The organism is Micromonospora sp. C97 (genome assembly GCF_018070385.1).
Classification (GTDB): Bacteria; Actinomycetota; Actinomycetes; order Mycobacteriales; family Micromonosporaceae; genus Micromonospora; species Micromonospora parva.
Genome location: NZ_JAGPXU010000001.1, coordinates 512,515 through 531,070 on the forward strand (window position 1 = coordinate 512,515; position 18,556 = coordinate 531,070).

Genomic DNA, 18,556 nt, shown 5'->3' on the forward strand with positions numbered 1-18,556 from the left:
GCGGCACGCTAACAACCCGGGGCGACATTCTTCCGATCGACAGGCACGGCATGTCGATCGGAAGCGTCGTGGCGGACGGGCTCAGCCCGTCACGCCTGGCTGGCCGGTGGTTCCGCTGCGGGTATCACCCCCACGAGGGCCTCGAGCAGCTGCGCACTGCGGGCGCAGTCCGGATCCTGCACGATCGGCGGGACCGGAAGCAGCGTCAGGCCATGCCATCGCTGCACCGATCCCCACAACACCCGCCCGAGCGCGTCCCGTTGCGCCGGGAGAAGCTCCCGCTGCGCCGTCACCTGCCCCGGCGACGGCGCCAGCGGCCGGCCCAGCGCGGCGACGCTGCCCAGTACGCCCTCGTACCCCTCGATCTCGTCATAGCTGACGTGCGCGCCGGCGCTCGCGGCGAGACTCTCCATGACGATGCTGAGCGCCTGGTCCGGCCGCAGGGCGGTTCGGGCCCGGATGCCTCGTTGCACGTCCTTGATGGTCCGGAAATCGGCCGGCTTGAGCACCGGGCCCAGATTCACCTGATCCAACCGCCGCCACAGGTCGGTCTTGACCGCCGTGTCCGGGTCACCGATCCAGTCGTGCAGGAGCGGCTCGAGGTGCCGGGACCGGATCGCCCGCAGCGCCAACTGGCGGCACAGGTGAACGGCCGCGGCCGCGGCGGTCGCCCCGACCGACGGGTGCCCGCGCATTGCGTCGAGCAGCAGCGCGGCTGCCACCGCGGGCGCCAGCTCGATGTCCCGGGGTGCGCCCAGCCCGAAGGCCGCCGCTGCGTCAGTCGCGAGCCAGCGCCCGAGGGAAGCCTGGTGGTCCTCACTGGGCCCGGCGTCCCCGTGTACGACGGCACCCGCCCCGGCCAGCAACGCCTGGTACTCGCCCCGTGCCGACGGATCCACCGCGGATGACCGGTCCGGCGCCTGCGGGATCAGCCACGCCGGCAGGTCGAGAGCGAGGTGACGCTGGTCGGGGTCGCAGACGCTGATTCGTGGGGAACCACGGTCCAGAAGACGCCTGTCGACCTCGCACAGGCGGGGCTCGGCGGTCAGCGGAGGAGCCGACCCTTCCAGCCGCATGTCGAGCAGGATGTCGGACATGTACGCGCGGACGATGTACCGGTGCCGTCCGTCCGCCAGACGTTCGGTCGCCTCCTCGCCGATCACCTCCACCCGGAGCGGGTCGCCCAGCCTCAGCTGTTCGAAGCGCTGCAGATTCGCCGCCGTGCGGACCAGCGAGACGGTGCCGTCCGGCAGCAGCCGACAGGACAGCTCGCGCAGTCGCTGCCGGCTGTTCGGTCGGCCCAGGTAGTGGTGCAGGTGCTCGGCGTCCAGTGGCGTCCAGCCGACCTCGGTGGCGGGCAGCCAGCGGGGCCGGTTCGTGCGCCGTTCGAGGCAGATGATGCCGGCGTCGGCACCGGTGCCGATCACTCCCACCGGCCTGACGGTGATCTCCTCGGCAGGTCGGCTCGGCTCGTCGGGCAACCCGAGCCGAACTCCCGCCGACCGGTCGGCGTACGCCCAGAGCGGTTGCCTCGTGCGGCGGATCGTCTGGATGGCCTGGTCGACCAGGGGAAGCGGAAGGCCCGGAACGAGGTCACCGACGGCACCCACAGCCAGCCGGAATCCCCGGCGCAGCAGCAGCTCACCGGACGGCAGCACACCGAGCGGCTGAAGCACTGTCAGTTCACCCGGGCTCAGGTCGCGGTCGTGCCGGCGCCGCGAACAGCGGATGGTCGTCCCGGACACCTCCTCGACCGTGACGGGCAGAGCACCCCCGCACAGCTCGAACAGCGCCCGACGATCCGCCGGATCCTTCAACGCCGCGACGAGCCATCCCGCCATGGAGTCGCTCCCGGCCGCCACGGGGACACGATCCGGCAGGCCAACGATGCTGAGGCCGGCCTCGCCCTCCTCGAGAAGGACCGTGTCACCGCGACCGACCACAGGTCTCTCGCCAGCCGACGTGACCTCGTTCCGATCGGTGAGCCAGACCAGGGAGTCCTTCCGGTGAGCCTCGTCGGGCTCGGTGGGCAGGGTGGCCGACCAGATCCCGACCCCCACCCGTACGCTGCGGCGGGCGGTGTCGGTCTGCCCGATCGGCAGCAGCGCGCGCCGCCCCAGCGCCCCCCGGGGGCCGGCGATCCACTCGTGCAGCACAAGGCCGCCGATCTCGGTGGGATCGTGCCGCTGCACCGACAGGGTGACGCGGTCGCCGGGGGCGAAGCTCGACCAGTCCATACCGTCGAGGCTGTTTCCGTCCGGTGTGGACAGCATGGGACCGGTGACCTCGATGAGGCGGCCCGGAGCGACCTCGACCCAGAGGCCACTCGGACGGCCGCCGCGGTGGGTGACGCCACCCACCGCGTAGGTACGGGGACGACCGACCTTCCGACCGGCGCCGCCGTCGACCAGTTCGGTAGCGGGCAGACCGTACTGCCGTAGCTCGTCAGCGCTGTACCGCAGCATCCCGCCGCTGCCGAGGAACACCGGGTCGGTCCAGACCGTGGCGGACGGATTGAGTCGCTCGGTGGTGACCGTCTCCAGTCGCTCGCCCTGGCGGTACCCGGTCGTGCTGTCGTGATACTCCCAGGACGACTTGTCGCACCACTCCCGGATTCCATTCGCGCCACGGTCGAAGAAGGACACCTGGGCCCAACGGACCCGCGTACGCCAGGCGACCCCGTCGGCGTCGCGGCCAGCGGCGGACAGGGTGCCATCGGCTTCGCGTCGCAGGATGCCCACGCGGACGTCGCTGCCGATCCGCTCCAGGTGGTAGGAGTTGCGGGCTTCCCGCCGGACGACGCCCAGCTTCGGATGTGGCGTCGCGATCAACTCCCGGGCCTGGGCGTCCGGCGCACGCCCCCGACGGGAGGCCGGCACGATGACCGACGGGAGGCCGACGACGGTGTACGAGCCCCGGCTGAGCGCTGTCGCGCCGTCATCGCGCCGGCTCAGCAGGTTCTGCATCGGCAGCAGCTGGACCGGCCGGCCCTCCCGTGGCAGATACGCCGCGTCACCGAGCAGCGCCTGACGGACCATGAGTGACCGGTCTGGCCCGCGCAGCAGACGGACGATCGATCCGTTGCGCGCCTCGTCCGCGTTGGCGACGGCATCGGCGCTGAAACGGAACACGACGTTCGGCCGTACCTCGAACTCGATCCGGTCGCCCTGCCGTACGACAGTGGCGAAGCACGGGGTCTCGTCGTTGGCAAGCCGGCTCATCAGGGCGGCGTGCGGGCGTCCGGGGCCGCCCACGATCGAGCCCTCGGCGCGATTGTCAGCCGGATGAATGCGCGTCAGCTTGACGAGGTAGACGGCGCCACGCAGCGGGTGGGTTCCCGGCTCGGCGTTGCGGTGGATGTGCTGCAGGAGCGCCTGCCGGCGGGAGAAGTCACGGCGCAGCACCGCGACCTCGAAACCCGTCCGCGATCCGCCGCCGATGAGATCGCCACCGCGCAGCGTGAGGGCGACGTCGTTGGGCAGCGGGCGGATCTCGTCAGCGGTCAGGAACAGGCGGCATCCCTGCGGAAGCTCGCCGTTGTCGAACGTCGGACTGATGAAGTGGAACTCGACCTGCGCGCCACCGCTGCGCCTGAACTTGTCGACGTCGAGCCGGACGAGCGCCTGGTTCGGGCGGTCCGGCCGGGCCTCGCGCCGTTCCGCCTGCCAGGCGTCGGTGATGCGGCGGCTGGCCTCCGGCGCCAGCCGCAACCGGCGCAGCACCACCGTCTGGGTGTCCCGGTAGACCGGGCCGTCGGCGGGTTGCTTGCGCCAGCGGACGTGCAGCGCCTTGATGCGCGGGCGGCCACCGTCCTGGTCGGCGACGATGTCGGCGAGGTGGATGACCTGGTTGGCGGCCTCCCGGTGGAGCTGCGCGTACCAACCCCAGCGGATGTGTTCCATCCGGATGTCCAGGACGAGGTCCTGGGTGCCGGCGCGCTGGTCGATCAGGACGTCGGTGACGAAGTCGCCGTGGAAGAGGGAGACGGCGTTGTCCGCCGCCGGTCTGCCGTCGATGGTGAGGGCCTGCTCGTTCAGTTCCAGCGTGTGGCCGTAGCCCCACTCGAACCGGTGCATCACCCCCTGCGCCGTCTCCCGGCGGTCGACGTAGTGCAGCCGCGCCCCGCGCAGATCCGAACGAATCCCGAGGCGGATACCCTGTCGCTGAAAGTGCCGGAAGAACTCCGCCATGGAGAGCGCGGGCGCGGTCCGGTAGCTGGCGAACACGCCGCCGGCCAACTCCAGCAGAACGACCCGCACATCGTTGCTGCGGTACGCGACGGCCACCCAGGGCTCCTCGCCCTCGGCGAGCGGGATCTGCCACGTCGACCCTCCGGTGGGCGTCGGCACCGTCCACTCCGTCTGCAGGGTCACCGTGGAGCCGCTGAGCGTCGCCGTCAGCGGGGAGCGCTCACCGGCGAGATAGCGGTAGTAACCGTCGGTGCTCGACTGCCCCGGAGCGGGGGTGGCGGCTGGCTGCTGCGCGACCCCGGTGGACAGGCTGAAGCTGCGCCGGACCACGACATGTCCCGGATCCACGTCCTCGAGCGCCACGTCGACACCGACGACCCGGGAGAACGGACCGGCTTGGACGTAGCGCGTCTCACCGTGCACCTCGGCCGATCCACGCCGGTCCGCATACCGGACCGCCATGCGACGCCGGTCGCGGTCCGGGTAGACCCGGGACATCTCGACAGTGCCGGCGCTCAGCGCGGGTTCCTCGCCGTTCGCTCCGACCGGTCGCAGATGCGCCGTGGCGGAGAGGTCGTCGTACAGGTAGAGGACCGGCCGGTTGGTCGACTGGGCCAGCGCCTTGCGCTGTCCTCGCCACTGCACGACGCCGAGGCCGATCGCGTCCGACGGAGGAACCTCGTTCTGGTACTCCCAGACCGCCCGGACGCGAATACGCCGGCGGTACGCGGTGAAGATCCAGCCGTGCCGGCTGCGGCGGCCACGCACGATCGCGCCGACGTCGGTCGGCGGGCGGTCGAAGTTCTCCCGGCGCAGAGAGCAGACCGCGATGTCGACTCCGAGGTCGAGCAGGACCGTGTAGACGTCGGCCCGGCTCCGGGTGATCGGCGCGTCGACCACGATGCCGCGCAACTCGTGCTGCCGCACCAGGGCGTCCTCACCGGCCTCCCGGTCGGCCTCGGCGAGACCCGCGGTGAGGTTGATGTTGGGTACCGGCGCCGGCTCGCCGTCACCGGTGGGCAACTCGAAGGTCCGCACGTCGCAGACCTGGGACTGACGGTTCTGTCGCAGGCGCTGATGCACCCGGTGTCGGGCGGAGACCGGCCCGAGCCAGATCGACTCCGCCTCCACGTCGACCGCGATCCCCTCGACGGTGTAGCCGCGCCGCATGCCCCACTGCGGTTCCGCCACAGTGGTGCGGAGTTGAACGACATGCCCGTCGGCCAGATCGACGAGCCGTTCGAAGAGCTCCCGATCCGGCCGATCCGGCAGGTTCAGATGACGGGCCGGCACGACCCGCCCGGCGATCTGCCGCCGCCGCTGCTGCTCCTCCCCCCAGGCGGAGGGGGTGAAGCGGCACAGGGTTCCGGGCGCGTCGAGCCCGGTGACGACGACGTCCGGAAGGTCCGCCAACCGGGGGTCGAACCGCCACGTGCCGTCGACGAGGCGCGCCTCGTGGTCCGAGCCGTCCCGGAACAGGTCACGCCACCGCAACGCGCGCACGTCGAGCGCATCCTCGGCCGGCCGGCCGGGTTCCCGACGCAGGCGCAGTCGCGGCGCGCCGACGTCGTCGCCGTACAGATCGGCCGTCACGACAAGGCCGCACGGGTCACCGGCGGCCTCGCGGACGGCGGCGAGGAGGTCCGCGCGGTCATCGTCGTCCCAGACCTGGTTGTCCAGCACCACGTTGCAGCCGGGGCCGGCCGAGAACCGGATCGAGCGGCCCTGCCGGACGAGCTCGATCACCACCAGCCGGATCGGCGCCGGTTCGCCGCGACCGGTGAGTATCGCCAGGAACTCGACGTACTCACGGTCGACGGGCAGCCAGTGCTCGCCCTCCCATCGCGCGAGGGCCGGGTACTCGCCCACCGGCAGCTCCTCCAGCTCACCGAGGAGATCGGGATCCCAGCTCCGCCGCGCCTGCTGCGGAAGGGCCGCCACATCGAACGGCATGGCGTCGGCCACCCGGACGACGAGGCGTCCGGTGGCCGGCCGCTCGATCGTCGCGGGCCGCAGGTCGCCGACGACCGGCAACGAGGCCAACCGCTCGATCGGGCCCGCTGCCGCCGGTCCGGCGATGCTCCGGCGCAGCGGAACCGCCACCTGGTCGCCGACCCGGACGGCGTCGACCGGCGCCGGCACCGCCAGCGGGTCGGCCAGACCGCAGTTCACCCAGACCTGACCGTCCTTAGCCGCGCAGACCATGCCGATGACGTACGAGGGGTCGTTTCCGAGCAGGCGCCCGAACTGCTCGGGTGAGAGCCGGAACGGGTCTTCGACGCTCGCCCCCGAGAAGGTCCGCAGTTGCGGCGATCGTCGCGAGTGGACCCGGAGCACGCCGTCCACCGGGTCGACGGTGAGCCCGGCGAGGAGCCGGGGGTCGACCAGGCCGTGTGCCCCCTCATCCTCGTCCACCGGGATGCTCAGCTCCGTCAGGCGGAGGTTCTGATGGGCGTCCTGCCACAGTTGCAGGACGAAGTCGGACAGCGTGTGCCCACCGATGACGACGTCGGCGGGACCCAGCTCGAAGACGAGTCGCTGCATCAGCATGGTCAGCAGCGCGTTGCTCCGCCGAACGCCGAGTGACTGCCACGGGTTGTTGAGCAGGCGCTCCTGCTGGTCCACCGACTGCCGCTGGTACAGGCCGCGAAGCAGACGATGCCGGAGAGCCTCGGCCAGGTACGGCGGAAGCACCGCCTTCGGTCCGAGCCGGTCGAACATGAGCCAGCGGTCGAGTGGGGTGCCGAGGCCGAACTCGATCTCGGTGTCGATGATGTCCTCGAGGACCAACCGCTGCCAGGAGTGGCCCCCGATGCCCTGGGCGAGCGCGGCGAGCAGGCGCATCCGGACCGGCCGGGACAGCTCGCGCACCTTGGTCACGGCGTTGATCGCGGTGCGCCACTGCTCCACCCAGTCGGTGCGCTCGGCCTCAGAGATCACGTCCGGCTCGGTGAGGAGGGCCGCCAGACGCTCGGTCAGCAGGGCGAGCTGAACGCCGTGCCGATCGTTGACGAGACTGGGGTAGCGTCGCCAGCCGTCGGCAGTGAGCGGCGGAACGGCCAGGACCTCCCACTGGTTCGAGACGCGGGACGGATGAACGTCGCGCTCGTACCACGGCGTCAGCGCGTCGCCTTCTTCGGCACGCCGGAAGTGCAGCCGCAACAGGGCTGCCGGTCGCTTGGTCAGCGATGGCGGAAGGATCTGGACGGCGCGGATCAGGACCCGCTCGGCGAGGCTGAGCCCACCGGCCACCGGCTGCCGCCATCGCCCCTGGCCACCGGTGTCGAGGTCCGGCACCGTTCCGCTGAGGGCGTTCTCGATCCAGCCGGTCACCAGGGACACCCCCGGTCGGCCGCGCAACCACCGCTCCTGCTGTGGCAGCGCCTCCTCGTGGTGGTCGGCGAGCAGCAGATCCGCGAAGACCGACGGCTCGATCTGGGGGTACCTGCCGTCTCCGGCCCGCTCGTATTCCCGGTAGGTGTGCAGAGCCAGCCCGGCCAGCGGGAGGGACATCGAGGGGTTCGGCGACTCCAGGCGGTACGCCAGCTCGCTCAGGAAGGCCCGGTGCCGGGTGTCCGACAGCACGTCCGCGGCGTGCAGGACGAGTGCGGCGAGATGTTCGGCCCGGCCGGCCTCGACGCTGCGGAGCAGGCGTACGGCGGTGCACACCGCGAGCATCAGCCGCAGCAGCAGGACGGAGTCACCACCCATCGGGAACAGTGAGTCCCTGATCTGCTCGTCCGGATCTCGGGTGAAGCGGGCGTTGTACGCGCTGTTCTGGCGGTTGAACCACGGCGACAGCACGGCGACGGAGAACCAGCTCGACAGTTGCAGGGGCCCGGACCGGACGATGAACTCCACCGGCTTCTCGTTCCCGGTCCGCAGTCGGGCGAGCGACGCCGCGCTCGTCTGCCACGCGTTCAGTTCGTGGGTCGGCAGCGGGATCCGTACCCGGATCGGCTTGTTGATCTCCCGGTGGGGTGCGATCCACCGGTGCGCCAGCGCGTCCGCCGTCCCCTGCGGATCGATGTCGGCCGACAGCTCGTCCAGGACGGCCTGCCAGAGAACCATGGCGATGGTGGCCGGATGCTGACCGGACAGTCCCAGCCGCGACAGGACCTCCGACGCGGTCGACGGATCGGGTCGCCCGCGCCGCAGCCGGCGGAGGTGCGACAGCGTCACGACCTCGTTCGAGATCAGGCCGGCCGCACCGGGCGCCGGGCCGGCCGGAGCGGACGTCCCGGGGAATCCGAAGGTGAGTCGGGCGATCGCGGCAAGGAGGTCCGGCTCCTGGAACGCCGCGCCGATGCGCGGATCGAGGAGTTGGGTGACGACGTCGTCGGAGCTCATCAGCTCGTCGCCGACCATGGCGGCGAGTTCCACGGCGAGCAGTTGCGCTCGGCGGCCGCAGTGACCGGCGAGCGCGTCCCGGCTGAGCTTGCCGATCGTCTCGTCGACCACGAGTCGCGCGGACGCCGGGATGCGCCGTGCCGCCTCGACGCAGGCGGCGAGCACCACCACCTCGGAGCTGAAGCTCTCGATGTCGAGATAGGGGTGCGCCGCGCGGCCGGGACGCACGCGCGCCAGCGCTCGTCGTGCCGCCTCCGACAGGTGACCCGCGACGGTCTCGGCCGACCGGGCCGTGAAGATGGCTTCCACCGCCTGCGCCACCGCGGTACGGATCGACCCGTCCAGCACTGCCAGCGTGTCGTCGAGCGCACTGCGCGCCAGGGCCGCCGTGCCCGGTTCGACACCGGGCCGCACGGCGACGGCCAGCACCTGCGGGGCGGCGTACCGGCGCATGGCCGGTTCACAGTTGGCGAGCTGACGCAGAGCCGCGTTCAGCAGGTCAGCGCCGGAGTGTCGCGAGGTGAGCGCCTCCGTGATGGAGATGAACGCCTCCGCGTGATGCGGCGACGCGTGCACCGCCGAACAGAAGTACCAGGTCTCGATCATGCGCACTCTCCGTCGGGGTGAGCCGGAAGGTAGTGAAGGACGCGTCTGAGTTCGGCGATACGGTCAATGAGCACCTGTTCGGTGCGGGGATCCACCGGCCGCAGTCCCACCGCCATCGCCACGGCGGACGGCACGTCCGGCGGCCCGGTCAGAAGCTCGATCAGATCCGCGCTCATCGGGCAGGCGCGCAGGGCAGCCATGTAGGCGTCGGTCAGCCGGTCCGCGGGTCGGGCCGCGCGCACGATCGCGGCGGCCACGCCGATGCGCCCGGTGAGAAGTGCCGCTTCCCGGCTCAGTTCGGCCGGTGTCGGTGCCGACGACGTGCCGTCCCCGTCGCCGGGGGTGGCGGGGCGGCTGGCCATGACCCGGACCAGGTCCGCTATGGCGCGGCCGGCGAAGGCGGACCGCCAGCCGGGCAGTTTCGGGCGCGCGGCCGGATCGCGGAGGGCCGCCAGCACCAGCGCCTCGACGACCGATTCGGTCAGCGGGGCGGGCAGGTCGGTCGGTGCCACCCGGCGATCACCGATTGAGTCCAGCCACCTGCCAACGTCGGCGTCGAAGGCGCAGGCCACGGTCAGCCCGGCAACCCAGCCGGCGCCGGTTCGCCGGGCGCCGGAAGCGGTCAGGAACTGCGGATACCAGCCCGGCAGGAAGTCGCGGACGGCACACATCAGGTCGGTTTCCACCACCCGGCCGTCGCCGTCCTCCAGCTCGCTGATCACCAGATCGGCCAGCAGCGAAGGGGAAACGCTGTCAAGGTCCGGTCCGGCGTAGCCGGGCAGCGGCGGGAGCACGGGCTTCAGCCCGCGTCGGACGGCCTCCTGGCGCAGCCGGTGCACGACAGCGGGCAGCACCGGCGTCGCGGGGGTGCTGCCCGACGGCAGCGGGGTGGCGGTGGTCGGCCGTTCGCCCGGCCGGAAGCGGGTCACCGTCAGCCAGCCGGTCCCGTCTCTGGTCAGCACCTCGGCCAGCCGCTGTGCGGTGAGCATGGCGTCGACCGGCGTCGGGGCCCGTACGGCGACCACGACCGAGGACGCGGGGAAGCGGTCCCGAAGGTACGCCGTCCAGGCACGGCACAGGCTCGCCGTCGCGGCGTCCGGGCCCTCCGCGGCAACCTCGACGTCGACGCGGAGCACGAAGGCGCGATCCTCGTCAGGACCGCCCGCGTCGAGAAACGCGGAGTCGGCGTCGGACAGCCGCCATGGATCGCCCGACCGTGCCGGCTCTACGGTGAGCCATCGACGCTGCGTGACGGTCATCCGGGAGTGCTCCCGGAGCACCAGCTCAGCGCTGTTCAGGTCGGTCGCCAGGTCGGCATTCGACGGCTCCGCCACCACGCCGTGGGCCGGTGTCCGGTCCAGGATCCACCGCAGGTCGAGCCGGACCGCCGTACGCTCGCTGCAACCCGGCACCAGCCGACCCGGCGACCAGCCGGACGGGATCACGTACCCCGCCAGCTCGTAGGCCTTGGTGGCGTCGGCCGCCGGGCCCGCGACAAGCCGGCGGCCGGGTTCGTTCACTCCGGTCTCTGGGCTGAAGTAGCAGGTGGTCGGCTCGCTGTCGGACGATCCCCGGTCCTTCATCCCGGCCAGCACCGTGGTCGAGAGGTCGGCGAGCGAGGGGGGCCACACCGCCGTGTCGGCCCGCCTCAACGCGTCCAACAGGGAACGGGAGAAGAGCCCGCCATGGTCACCGTACGAGTACCCGGCGGCGCGACGGGGCGGTGCCGCGTACATGATCGCCTGCCAGCACTCGCTCTTGCCCTCCTCCTTCTCCGGCAGCGACTCGGCCCTCGGGAGCCGCGCGTTCGGCAGGCGGCACGCGTCCACGGTGAAGACCTGCCGGCCGAAGCCGGGCAGGAACTCGGAGCCGCAGAGCGTCACCAACTCCTCGAAGCTGATGTTGATCTGGTGTGCCGCTGTGGCGTCGGCGAGGAGGAGACGCGACTGCAGGTCGGCGTACCAACCATGGCCCGCCCAGAACACCCACAGCAGGTCGCCGTCGTGCTGCGGCAACCGGAGGATCTCCGCGCGAACTGCGGCGGACGTTGCCGGACCGGCGACCTCCAGGCCGTGCGGCATCGGCGGAATCTCCTCGGCCGACAGCAGGAGCCGGATGTTGGCCGGCGGAACACCGAACCTCAACAGGACCTCGGCGAAGCCGACGGCGTCGTCGGCGATGCCCTTGCGGGCGAAGTCAGGGCCGAGATCCGGGTAGTCCTGCACCCCGACGACGAGTGCGAACGTCCGCTGGGAGAGGCCCCCGGGTACGAGAGCCGGCGGGGTGGTCATGGGGCGGCCCTCCCCACCTCCTTGACGAGTGACGCGAGTAGGTCGTAGAAGTCCTTCCGGTCGAAGTAGGCGCTGTGGGCCTCCGGCATGACCTCGTTTCCGGCGATCTCGACATCCTCCACCCGCCCCGGGAAGATCGGTTCGGCCAGGTAGGACAGGAGGTCCCGCCGGTGGTGGACGTTGAGCCAGCGGGGCACCGAGCCGGGCAGCGGCTCGCCGGCGTCGAGACTCGGCAGTGCGCCCATCTCGTGCAGGAGCGGCCCCTGCGACCCGACAGTGACGAGCGCCGCGACAGCGGGCAGCGACCGAAGGACGAGCGTGTCCAGCGCCGCGATGCCGCCCAGGCTGTGCCCCACGAGGACGACCGGACCGGCCGCGTCCCGGACGCAGTCGGCGATGAGCCGCCGGATCGCTTCGCCGCGGGCGAGGTAACGCAGGACGTCGCCCACGAACGGGTGGGCGCTGTCACTGAGCGAGCCGCGCCAGTGGTCGAGCGCCCACGCGCCACCCATCCGCATGGCGAGCTCCGCGCTGATCCTGGCCGCTGTGCCCAGTACGCCGAGCTGACCGCCTTGAAAGGCGTCGATCACCGACTCGACGAGCCGCCGCCGATCGGCGGGCACCAGGCGTGTCGTGGTGGACTGGTGGCGCAGCGTCTCCGCGATGATCGCTTCGGCCAGCGCGTCGACCAGCTCACCCCAGGCGGCGTCGCCCTGGGATTGGGCGATCGCCTCGCGGGCCGGTGCCGAACGCAGCACCGAGTCCACCGCCACGTCGAACCCCTCGGCGAGCCCGGTCGCGACCAGATCCTCGTTCAGCGTGGTCGCCTGCGACATCTGGGCCACCGCACGGGAGATGCGGTCCGCGTTACTGAGCCGCCCCGGCAGGCGAGGCGCCGGACGGGTGCGAGCGCTGACCGCCGCGCAGACCCGGACATCATGCAAGGGATCCAGGTCCAGGATGGTCCATCGGGCGGTCGGCCACCCGGACACCGGGGACTGTGCGGTGGTGCTCGGCCGGTATCGGGGGATGGACCTGTGCGGGGCCGGTGGCGGAGAGCCGAGCCGGTCACCCCAGAGACACGGGATGACTGTCGTGTCCGGACACCGGTCTCGCATCGCCGCATCGAACTTCTTGAGCACGGGCTCGTACCGTGAGGTGCGCGCGCCCGTACCGTGCACGAAGATCAAAGTTGTCATGCGGCGATCACCCCCCGTGTCCAAGGGAACCATTGTGATTGGAGGGGACTCGGCATAGAAACGTCTGATTGGGCGATGTTTTCGACCCCATGACCGGTCCCGGCGGGGCGCAGGTCACGGCCATTTCGAGGTCAACTGGACCGGCGACGGCACACAGGCCGTCCAGGTCGTCGTGCCGGTCTGACCCGCCGGGCACCGGCGTCACCTGACGTAGTCGCAGGTGGGAGTCGTGTGCACGCGCATCAGCGCGAGGCGCGGATGGCACGGTTGGGCCGCGTCGGATGATGACGGTGCCTGGCGAAGGCAGCGACGTTGGCCAGAGCGGTGAGCGTCCGAGCAGGTGAGTCGGAAAGCCGACGGCAGTCCTGGGGGCGCCGGCGACGAGATGCTCGACGCCCCCGGTGACGAACGACGTCAGCAGCCCAGTCGTTTGGCGGAGAGCGCGATGTCGTCGATCCAGAGGTCGAAGTCGCGTGGTGTGGTGCCGCCCTGATAGAGCTGCCAGCCGATCTTCACTGTGTTCACCGTCGGCAGGACGAAGGGCACGTCGTTGCCGCCGTGATCGGTCGTCGACGCGCTCAGCCCCGGGATCGCCACCTCGTCGATCCACACCGTGACGCGGTTGTCCGTCGGGTCGAGCTTCCACTCGAAGCACTGCCAGGTGTCCTCGGCAACCGGGGCGGACTCCCGCCAGTTGGTCCAGTCGCCGGTCGGGCCACCGTCGGCGCCCACGCCCCAGAAGATGCCGGGGACTGTGGGCGCGTACTGGCCGCCGACCGGCCGGACGACCTCCGCACTACCGGTGCCGGTCGCCTCCACCAGCGTGAAGTGCGCCCAGTCGGGGGCGGTGGGGAACGCATCGACGCGCAGCCGCATCCGGCCATAGAAGCGGTTGCCCGGCGCGGCGAAATCGTCGACCCGCAGGAAGGCCCGCCCGTTGTCGACCGTGTGCACGTGCAACACCTGGTTGCCGTGGCGGGCACGCTCGACGGTGAGCGTGCCGTTGCGGGTGTCGACGCCCCAGTCCAACGTGCTGGCGCCACCTCGCGGCAGGCGCTCGAAGTCTTCACAGAAGAGCAGGCCACCGGCGCACGAGCGGTGGGAGGCACCCGACGCGCCGGCCGGGACACTGCCGGCTGTGGTGCCGAGGATCAGGGCAGCGGTGATCACCGCGAGGGAACGGCGCATGGTCATCCTTCATGGCGTTGGGTCCCTACCGCGCGGGCAGGGCCGGATCAGTGCTTTCGGACATCACGATCGCTGCTCATCCCGTCACCGGTTCGGGTCCGTCGCCGTGACGCGAGGGACGCCTCCGACGTGTCGGAGGTTGAACGCCTCGGTGCCGGTGGGAACACGTGGCCGCATTGACGTACGGCGGACATCTGCCCGTCGTCGTGGAGATGGTTCGGCGGTGCGGCGCGCGTCCGCCGGGGCGGCGCTCTGCCAGCACTGTGCTGCTCCCGCGCTGACCGTTCCCAGCGCGGTTGCCCCCACGCTGCAGCGATGGTCGCCATTCCAGCACACCTGCGGCCGCTCGGGCAACATCGACAGTCGTCTGTGGTTGTGGTCCTGTGGGGCGATTGCGATGGGCGACCGCTGGTGGCCAAGGGGTGGAGGTGCGCAGCCGGATAGGGTCTCGGCTGTGACAGCAGTACCGCCACCGACGGGTCCGTTCCGGTGGGACCTTGTCTCTCCGGCCCAGCTCGGCGCGCTCCTCGACGCTGTCCCCGAGCCCGATCTGTGGTTCCTACCCGACCTGCTCGAGTGCGCCGCCAAGGTCCTTGCCCGCAGCGCCGACGCGGACCTCTACGTCGTCGGCCGCTCCCCCGACAGCAGCGTTGGCCGCCCTCGCCGAAGCCGTGGCCATCGTCGCCTACGGCCGCTCGCCCGAAGGGCGAGCCGGGCTTACCGCCGCGATAACCGGCGAACCCACCATGCGCCAGCCATGGGTACGGTCGCTGGTAACCGAACTACGCCGGCCCGTCACCACCCGCCAGACCTGACCGGTGCCCACTGTCGGGCCTGCGGCGAAATCGTTCCGACAACCCCACCGTGTTCCGGCCGCTGCCGCGCCCGCGAGAACTTCGTCTCGGTGATTCGCTGTCCGGCGGCACGTCGCTGGTCAGGGCGTTCCCCCTGCGCCACCACCTGAATCGAAGTTCGCCGCGTCGCCATAGACAGCGTTCTCCGCGATGGCGGCGGAATAGCGCTCGGGGACACCTCGACCCTGCTCGAAGATGTCGCGACCAGGGCGTGGCGATCTACGCCGTATCGCGCGCATGGCGGACCGCGCCGCCGCCACCTTCTCCTCGGCGGTCTGTGGCCGACGGCGTCTGCGCCGATGAAGCAGGACTGTGCCGCCCGTGGCGAGCCCGATGCCAGCGAGCAGGAGATACCACCACATGTCCTCACAGTAGAAGGGGCCCGCATCTACGCGGGTACCCCGCTGGCAGCCGCGATCCCGGTGGTCCGCGCCCCGTCATTGCCGGCGGACTCGCCGCCCTCGCCGCTGTCCGTTAACCCGGAAACCGCGCCTCGCTCAGGAACCGGCGACCGCGCCACTGTCGGTGGCGGGCACCTCAGGGCGGACCTGGGCACGGACCTCTGCGATCGCGTCGGCCAGGACTTCCACTCCGTCGACGATGGAGCGTTCGGTGAGGGTGGCGTAGCCGAAGATCAGCCCGCCGAGCCCGGCAGGGCTCACGCGGTACCGGGAGACGCCCTGCACGACCAGTCCGCGCCGGGCGGCGGCGGCCACGACCGACGCCTCGTCGAGGTCCTGCGGGAGCCAGGTCACGACGTGTTGGCCCGCCGCGACACCGACCGGCTCCAGTTCGGGTAGCCGTGCGCGCAGCGCGGCCAGGAGTGCGTCGCGACGGCGGCGGTAGACCGGGCGCATGCGCCGCAGGTGCCTGTCGAATTCGCCGCGGGTGAGGAAGTCGGCGAAGGTCAGTTGGTCGATGACGGGAGAACCGCGGTCGGCCCGTACCTTGGCCGCCGTGATCTCGTCGACCAGGTGTGCCGGGGCGAGCAGCCATCCCAGGCGCAGCCCCGGCGCCAGGGTCTTGCTCGCCGTGCCGCAGTAGACGACGGTGTCGGGTGCCAGCCCCTGCATGGCGCCGACGGGCGCCCGGTCGTAGCGGTACTCCGCGTCGTAGTCGTCCTCGATCACCACGGCGCCGCGGCGCTGCGCCCAGCCGATGACCCGGGCCCGCGCGGTGGCCGACAGGACGCCGCCGGTGGGCCACTGGTGCGAGGGCGTCAGCACGACGACGTCCGCGTCGGTCCGTTCCAGCTCCTCGACGAGGAGGCCGTCTGGCCCGACCGGGACGCCGATCACGTCCAGGCCGGCCACGGCCGCGACGAGGCGGGCGTCGTCGTCCGCGGACGGGTCCTCAACGGCCAGCCTGCGCGCGCCGCGCGCCGCGAGCACCTGGAGTATCAGCGCGACGCCTTGGCCGTAGCCGCTGCAGATCACGACGTTCTCCGGACGGGCGGATGTGCCGCGGACCCGGTTGAGGTAGTCGGTCAGGGCGACGTGCAGTTCGGGTACGCCACGCCCGTCGAGGTAGGCGAAGCGTTCGTTCGGGGTGGTGGTGAGGACCGTTCGCACCGAACGCAGCCAGGCGGCGCGTGGGAACGACGACACGTCGGTGCGGCCATACCCGAAGTCGATCTGTGCCGCCGGTCGGTCAGCGCCGCTCCGACCTGCCGTCGGTGGGGCCGGCTCGACCGCGACCCGGGTGTACCCGCCCGCCCGACTGGTGAGGTAGCCCTCGGCGACGAGTTGCTGGTAGGCCTCGACGACGACGCCGCGGGCGACGCCGAGATCGGCGGCGACGGTGCGGGTGGGCGGCAGTGACGTTCCGAGACGCAACCGGCCGGCCCGGATGCCGCCCCGAATCGAGGCGGCGATCTGCCGGTGCAGCGGTTCGGCGGCGGACCGGTCGACATGGATGAGCAGGTCCTCCGCGGTGCTCGAATTGGTCCTGATTCGCCCCATGGAATCGGACCTTACCGGGTGTACCGATTTCCATCAGGCTCAGATGTATGACGACAACGACCAATCCCCGCTTTGACGGCCGCGTCCTCACCCCCGGTGATCCGGGTTACGACGCGGCCCGCACCGTCTGGAACGCCATGGTTGACCGGCAGCCGCGGATGATCGTGCAGGCCGCGAGCGTCACCGACGTGGTGGCCGCGGTGCGCCTGGCCCGCGACCTCGACCTGGAGATCGGCGTACGCTGCGGCGGGCACAACGTGGCCGGCTTCGCCGTCCCCGCGAACGGCCTCATGATCGACCTGACCCCGTTGAACGGCGTTCGGGTCGACCCGATCCGGCGACGCGCCCGGGTCCAGGGTGGCGCGCTGCTCGGCGCACTCGACCGGGCGTCGCAGCCGTACGGCCTCGCCACGACTGCCGGCAACGTCTCGCACACCGGGGTCGGCGGCCTGACCCTCGGCGGCGGCATGGGCTGGCTCGCCCGCCAGCACGGTCTGGCCTGCGACAACGTCGTCTCCTACACGATGGTCACCGCGGACGGGAAGGTGGTCACCGCGAGCCGAACCGAGAACCCCGACCTCTACTGGGGCCTGCGCGGCGGGGGTGGCAACTTCGGCATCGTCACCGACTTCGACTTCCACCTGCACCACATCGGTACGCGGACCCTGGTGACCGAGTTCGACTTCCGCGCCGAGGACGCCGTGCCGGTGCTCAAAGGCTGGCGGGACCTCAACGCCGTCGCGCCACGGGAGGCGACCTTCACCGCTGATGTCCACGACACTGCCAGCGGCCCCATCGCCACCGTCGGCTTCGTGTGGGTCGGCGACCCGGCACCGGGTCTCCGGTTGCTGCCGGCGATGCGCGCCCTCGGGCGCCCGGTCGCTGAGCGGGTCACCACCCCGTCATACCTGCAGTTGCAGCAACGCGACGACACCGTCGGCGGCCACGCCTACCGCCGGTACTCCAGCGCGCACTACCTGCGGCGGTTCCCCACCGCCGCGATCGAGGCGTTCCTGCTGCGCGGTGCGGCAGACCTGCACGCCGGCACCCACCTGCCCGGCGTCGGCCTGCAGGCGCACGGTGGCGCGATCGCTGACGTCGCGGATGCCGACGCGGCGTTCAGTCACCGCGGTACCGCGTTCGAGTTCGGCGCCGGCTCCCGCTGGACCGATCCGGCCGAAGACGACGTTCGGATGGCAGCGGCGCGCAGTGCCGGAGCGGCACTGGGCCCGTACGCCGACGGCGTCTACGTCAACTCACTCGCCGCCGACGAGGGGCAACACGGGGTACGCCGCGCGTACCCGGCCGCCAAGCTCGCCAGGCTCACCGCCCTCAAGACGGTCTGGGACCCCCACAACGTGTTCCACCTCAACCACAACATCCGGCCCCACAGCCGGTAGCGCGTACCCCCTGGCAGCGCCGACGCCCGCCGGCAGGATCCACCGCGCACCGGCGGGTCACCGCCTCGACGCGCGCCGGGTGGAGGTCACTGTGCGGTTGGGCGGTCGGCGGGCTGGAAGAGTTCGATGAGGTTGGCGGCGGGGTCGGCGAACAGGATCTGGCGCCCGCCGGGGCCGGCGATCACGTCGCTGCGGAACGACACCCCTTCGCCGCGTAGTCGGTCGATCTCCGCATCCAGATCGTCGACGATGAGGTGGATGCGGTTGCGTCCGGCGTCCGCGGCGTCGTCGGGGGTGGCGCGGGCGCCGGAGCTGGCCGGCCCGGACAGCAGCAGCCGCAGCGGGCCGCGTACGACGTCGGCGAAGGCGGGCACGGCGCTGGTGTGCACTGTGAAGCCGAGGTGGGTGGTGTAGAAGTCGATGGCCGCCTGGACGTCATCGACGATGTATCGGACGCTGGCGTGCTGCTCAGTCGCTGTCATGGCGGCATCTCTCCGTTAGGTTCGGGTGGCGTTGA

Annotated in this window: 7 protein-coding genes; 1 reads left to right on the forward strand and 6 read right to left on the reverse strand. The window is 71.4% G+C overall.

The window, feature by feature from the left end; translation table 11 throughout:
* Positions 1 to 89 precede the first annotated feature (89 nt).
* The 5 genes from KBX26_RS02305 to KBX26_RS02325 all read right to left on the reverse strand — a co-directional run bounded on the left by KBX26_RS02305 (position 90) and on the right by KBX26_RS02325 (position 16,639).
* Entirely contained in the window at positions 90 to 9,146 is a 9,057-nt protein-coding gene (locus KBX26_RS02305; RefSeq protein WP_210864570.1) for a hypothetical protein, read from the reverse strand.
* The gene (locus KBX26_RS02310; protein WP_210864571.1) at positions 9,143 to 11,437 is read right to left on the reverse strand and encodes a caspase family protein; all 2,295 of its coding nucleotides are present in this window, start codon (positions 11,435 to 11,437) and stop codon (positions 9,143 to 9,145) included. Before KBX26_RS02310 ends, KBX26_RS02305 begins: the two co-directional genes overlap by 4 nt.
* A complete protein-coding gene (locus KBX26_RS02315) occupies positions 11,434 to 12,273 on the reverse strand; it encodes a hypothetical protein (protein ID WP_156057446.1) in 840 nt (279 codons plus the stop codon). Before KBX26_RS02315 ends, KBX26_RS02310 begins: the two co-directional genes overlap by 4 nt.
* Before the next feature lie 777 nt (positions 12,274 to 13,050).
* Positions 13,051 to 13,824: a hypothetical protein gene (locus KBX26_RS02320; RefSeq protein WP_210864572.1), complete on the reverse strand. Its 774-nt coding sequence runs from the start codon at positions 13,822 to 13,824 to the stop codon at positions 13,051 to 13,053.
* Positions 13,825 to 15,175: 1,351 nt separating this feature from the next.
* Positions 15,176 to 16,639, reverse strand: a complete 1,464-nt coding sequence (locus KBX26_RS02325; RefSeq protein WP_210864573.1) for a PLP-dependent aminotransferase family protein — start codon at positions 16,637 to 16,639, stop codon at positions 15,176 to 15,178.
* A gap of 47 nt (positions 16,640 to 16,686) precedes the next feature.
* Between KBX26_RS02325 and KBX26_RS02330 the strand changes: the two genes are divergently transcribed.
* Positions 16,687 to 18,039, forward strand: a complete 1,353-nt coding sequence (locus KBX26_RS02330) for an FAD-binding oxidoreductase (RefSeq protein WP_210864574.1) — start codon at positions 16,687 to 16,689, stop codon at positions 18,037 to 18,039.
* An 86-nt stretch (positions 18,040 to 18,125) separates the two neighbouring features.
* Here KBX26_RS02330 and KBX26_RS02335 read toward each other — a convergent pair whose 3' ends face one another.
* Positions 18,126 to 18,521 carry a VOC family protein gene (locus KBX26_RS02335; RefSeq protein WP_210864575.1) on the reverse strand — a complete coding sequence of 132 codons (396 nt, stop codon included), beginning with the start codon at positions 18,519 to 18,521 and terminating at the stop codon, positions 18,126 to 18,128.
* Positions 18,522 to 18,556: the final 35 nt, after the last annotated feature.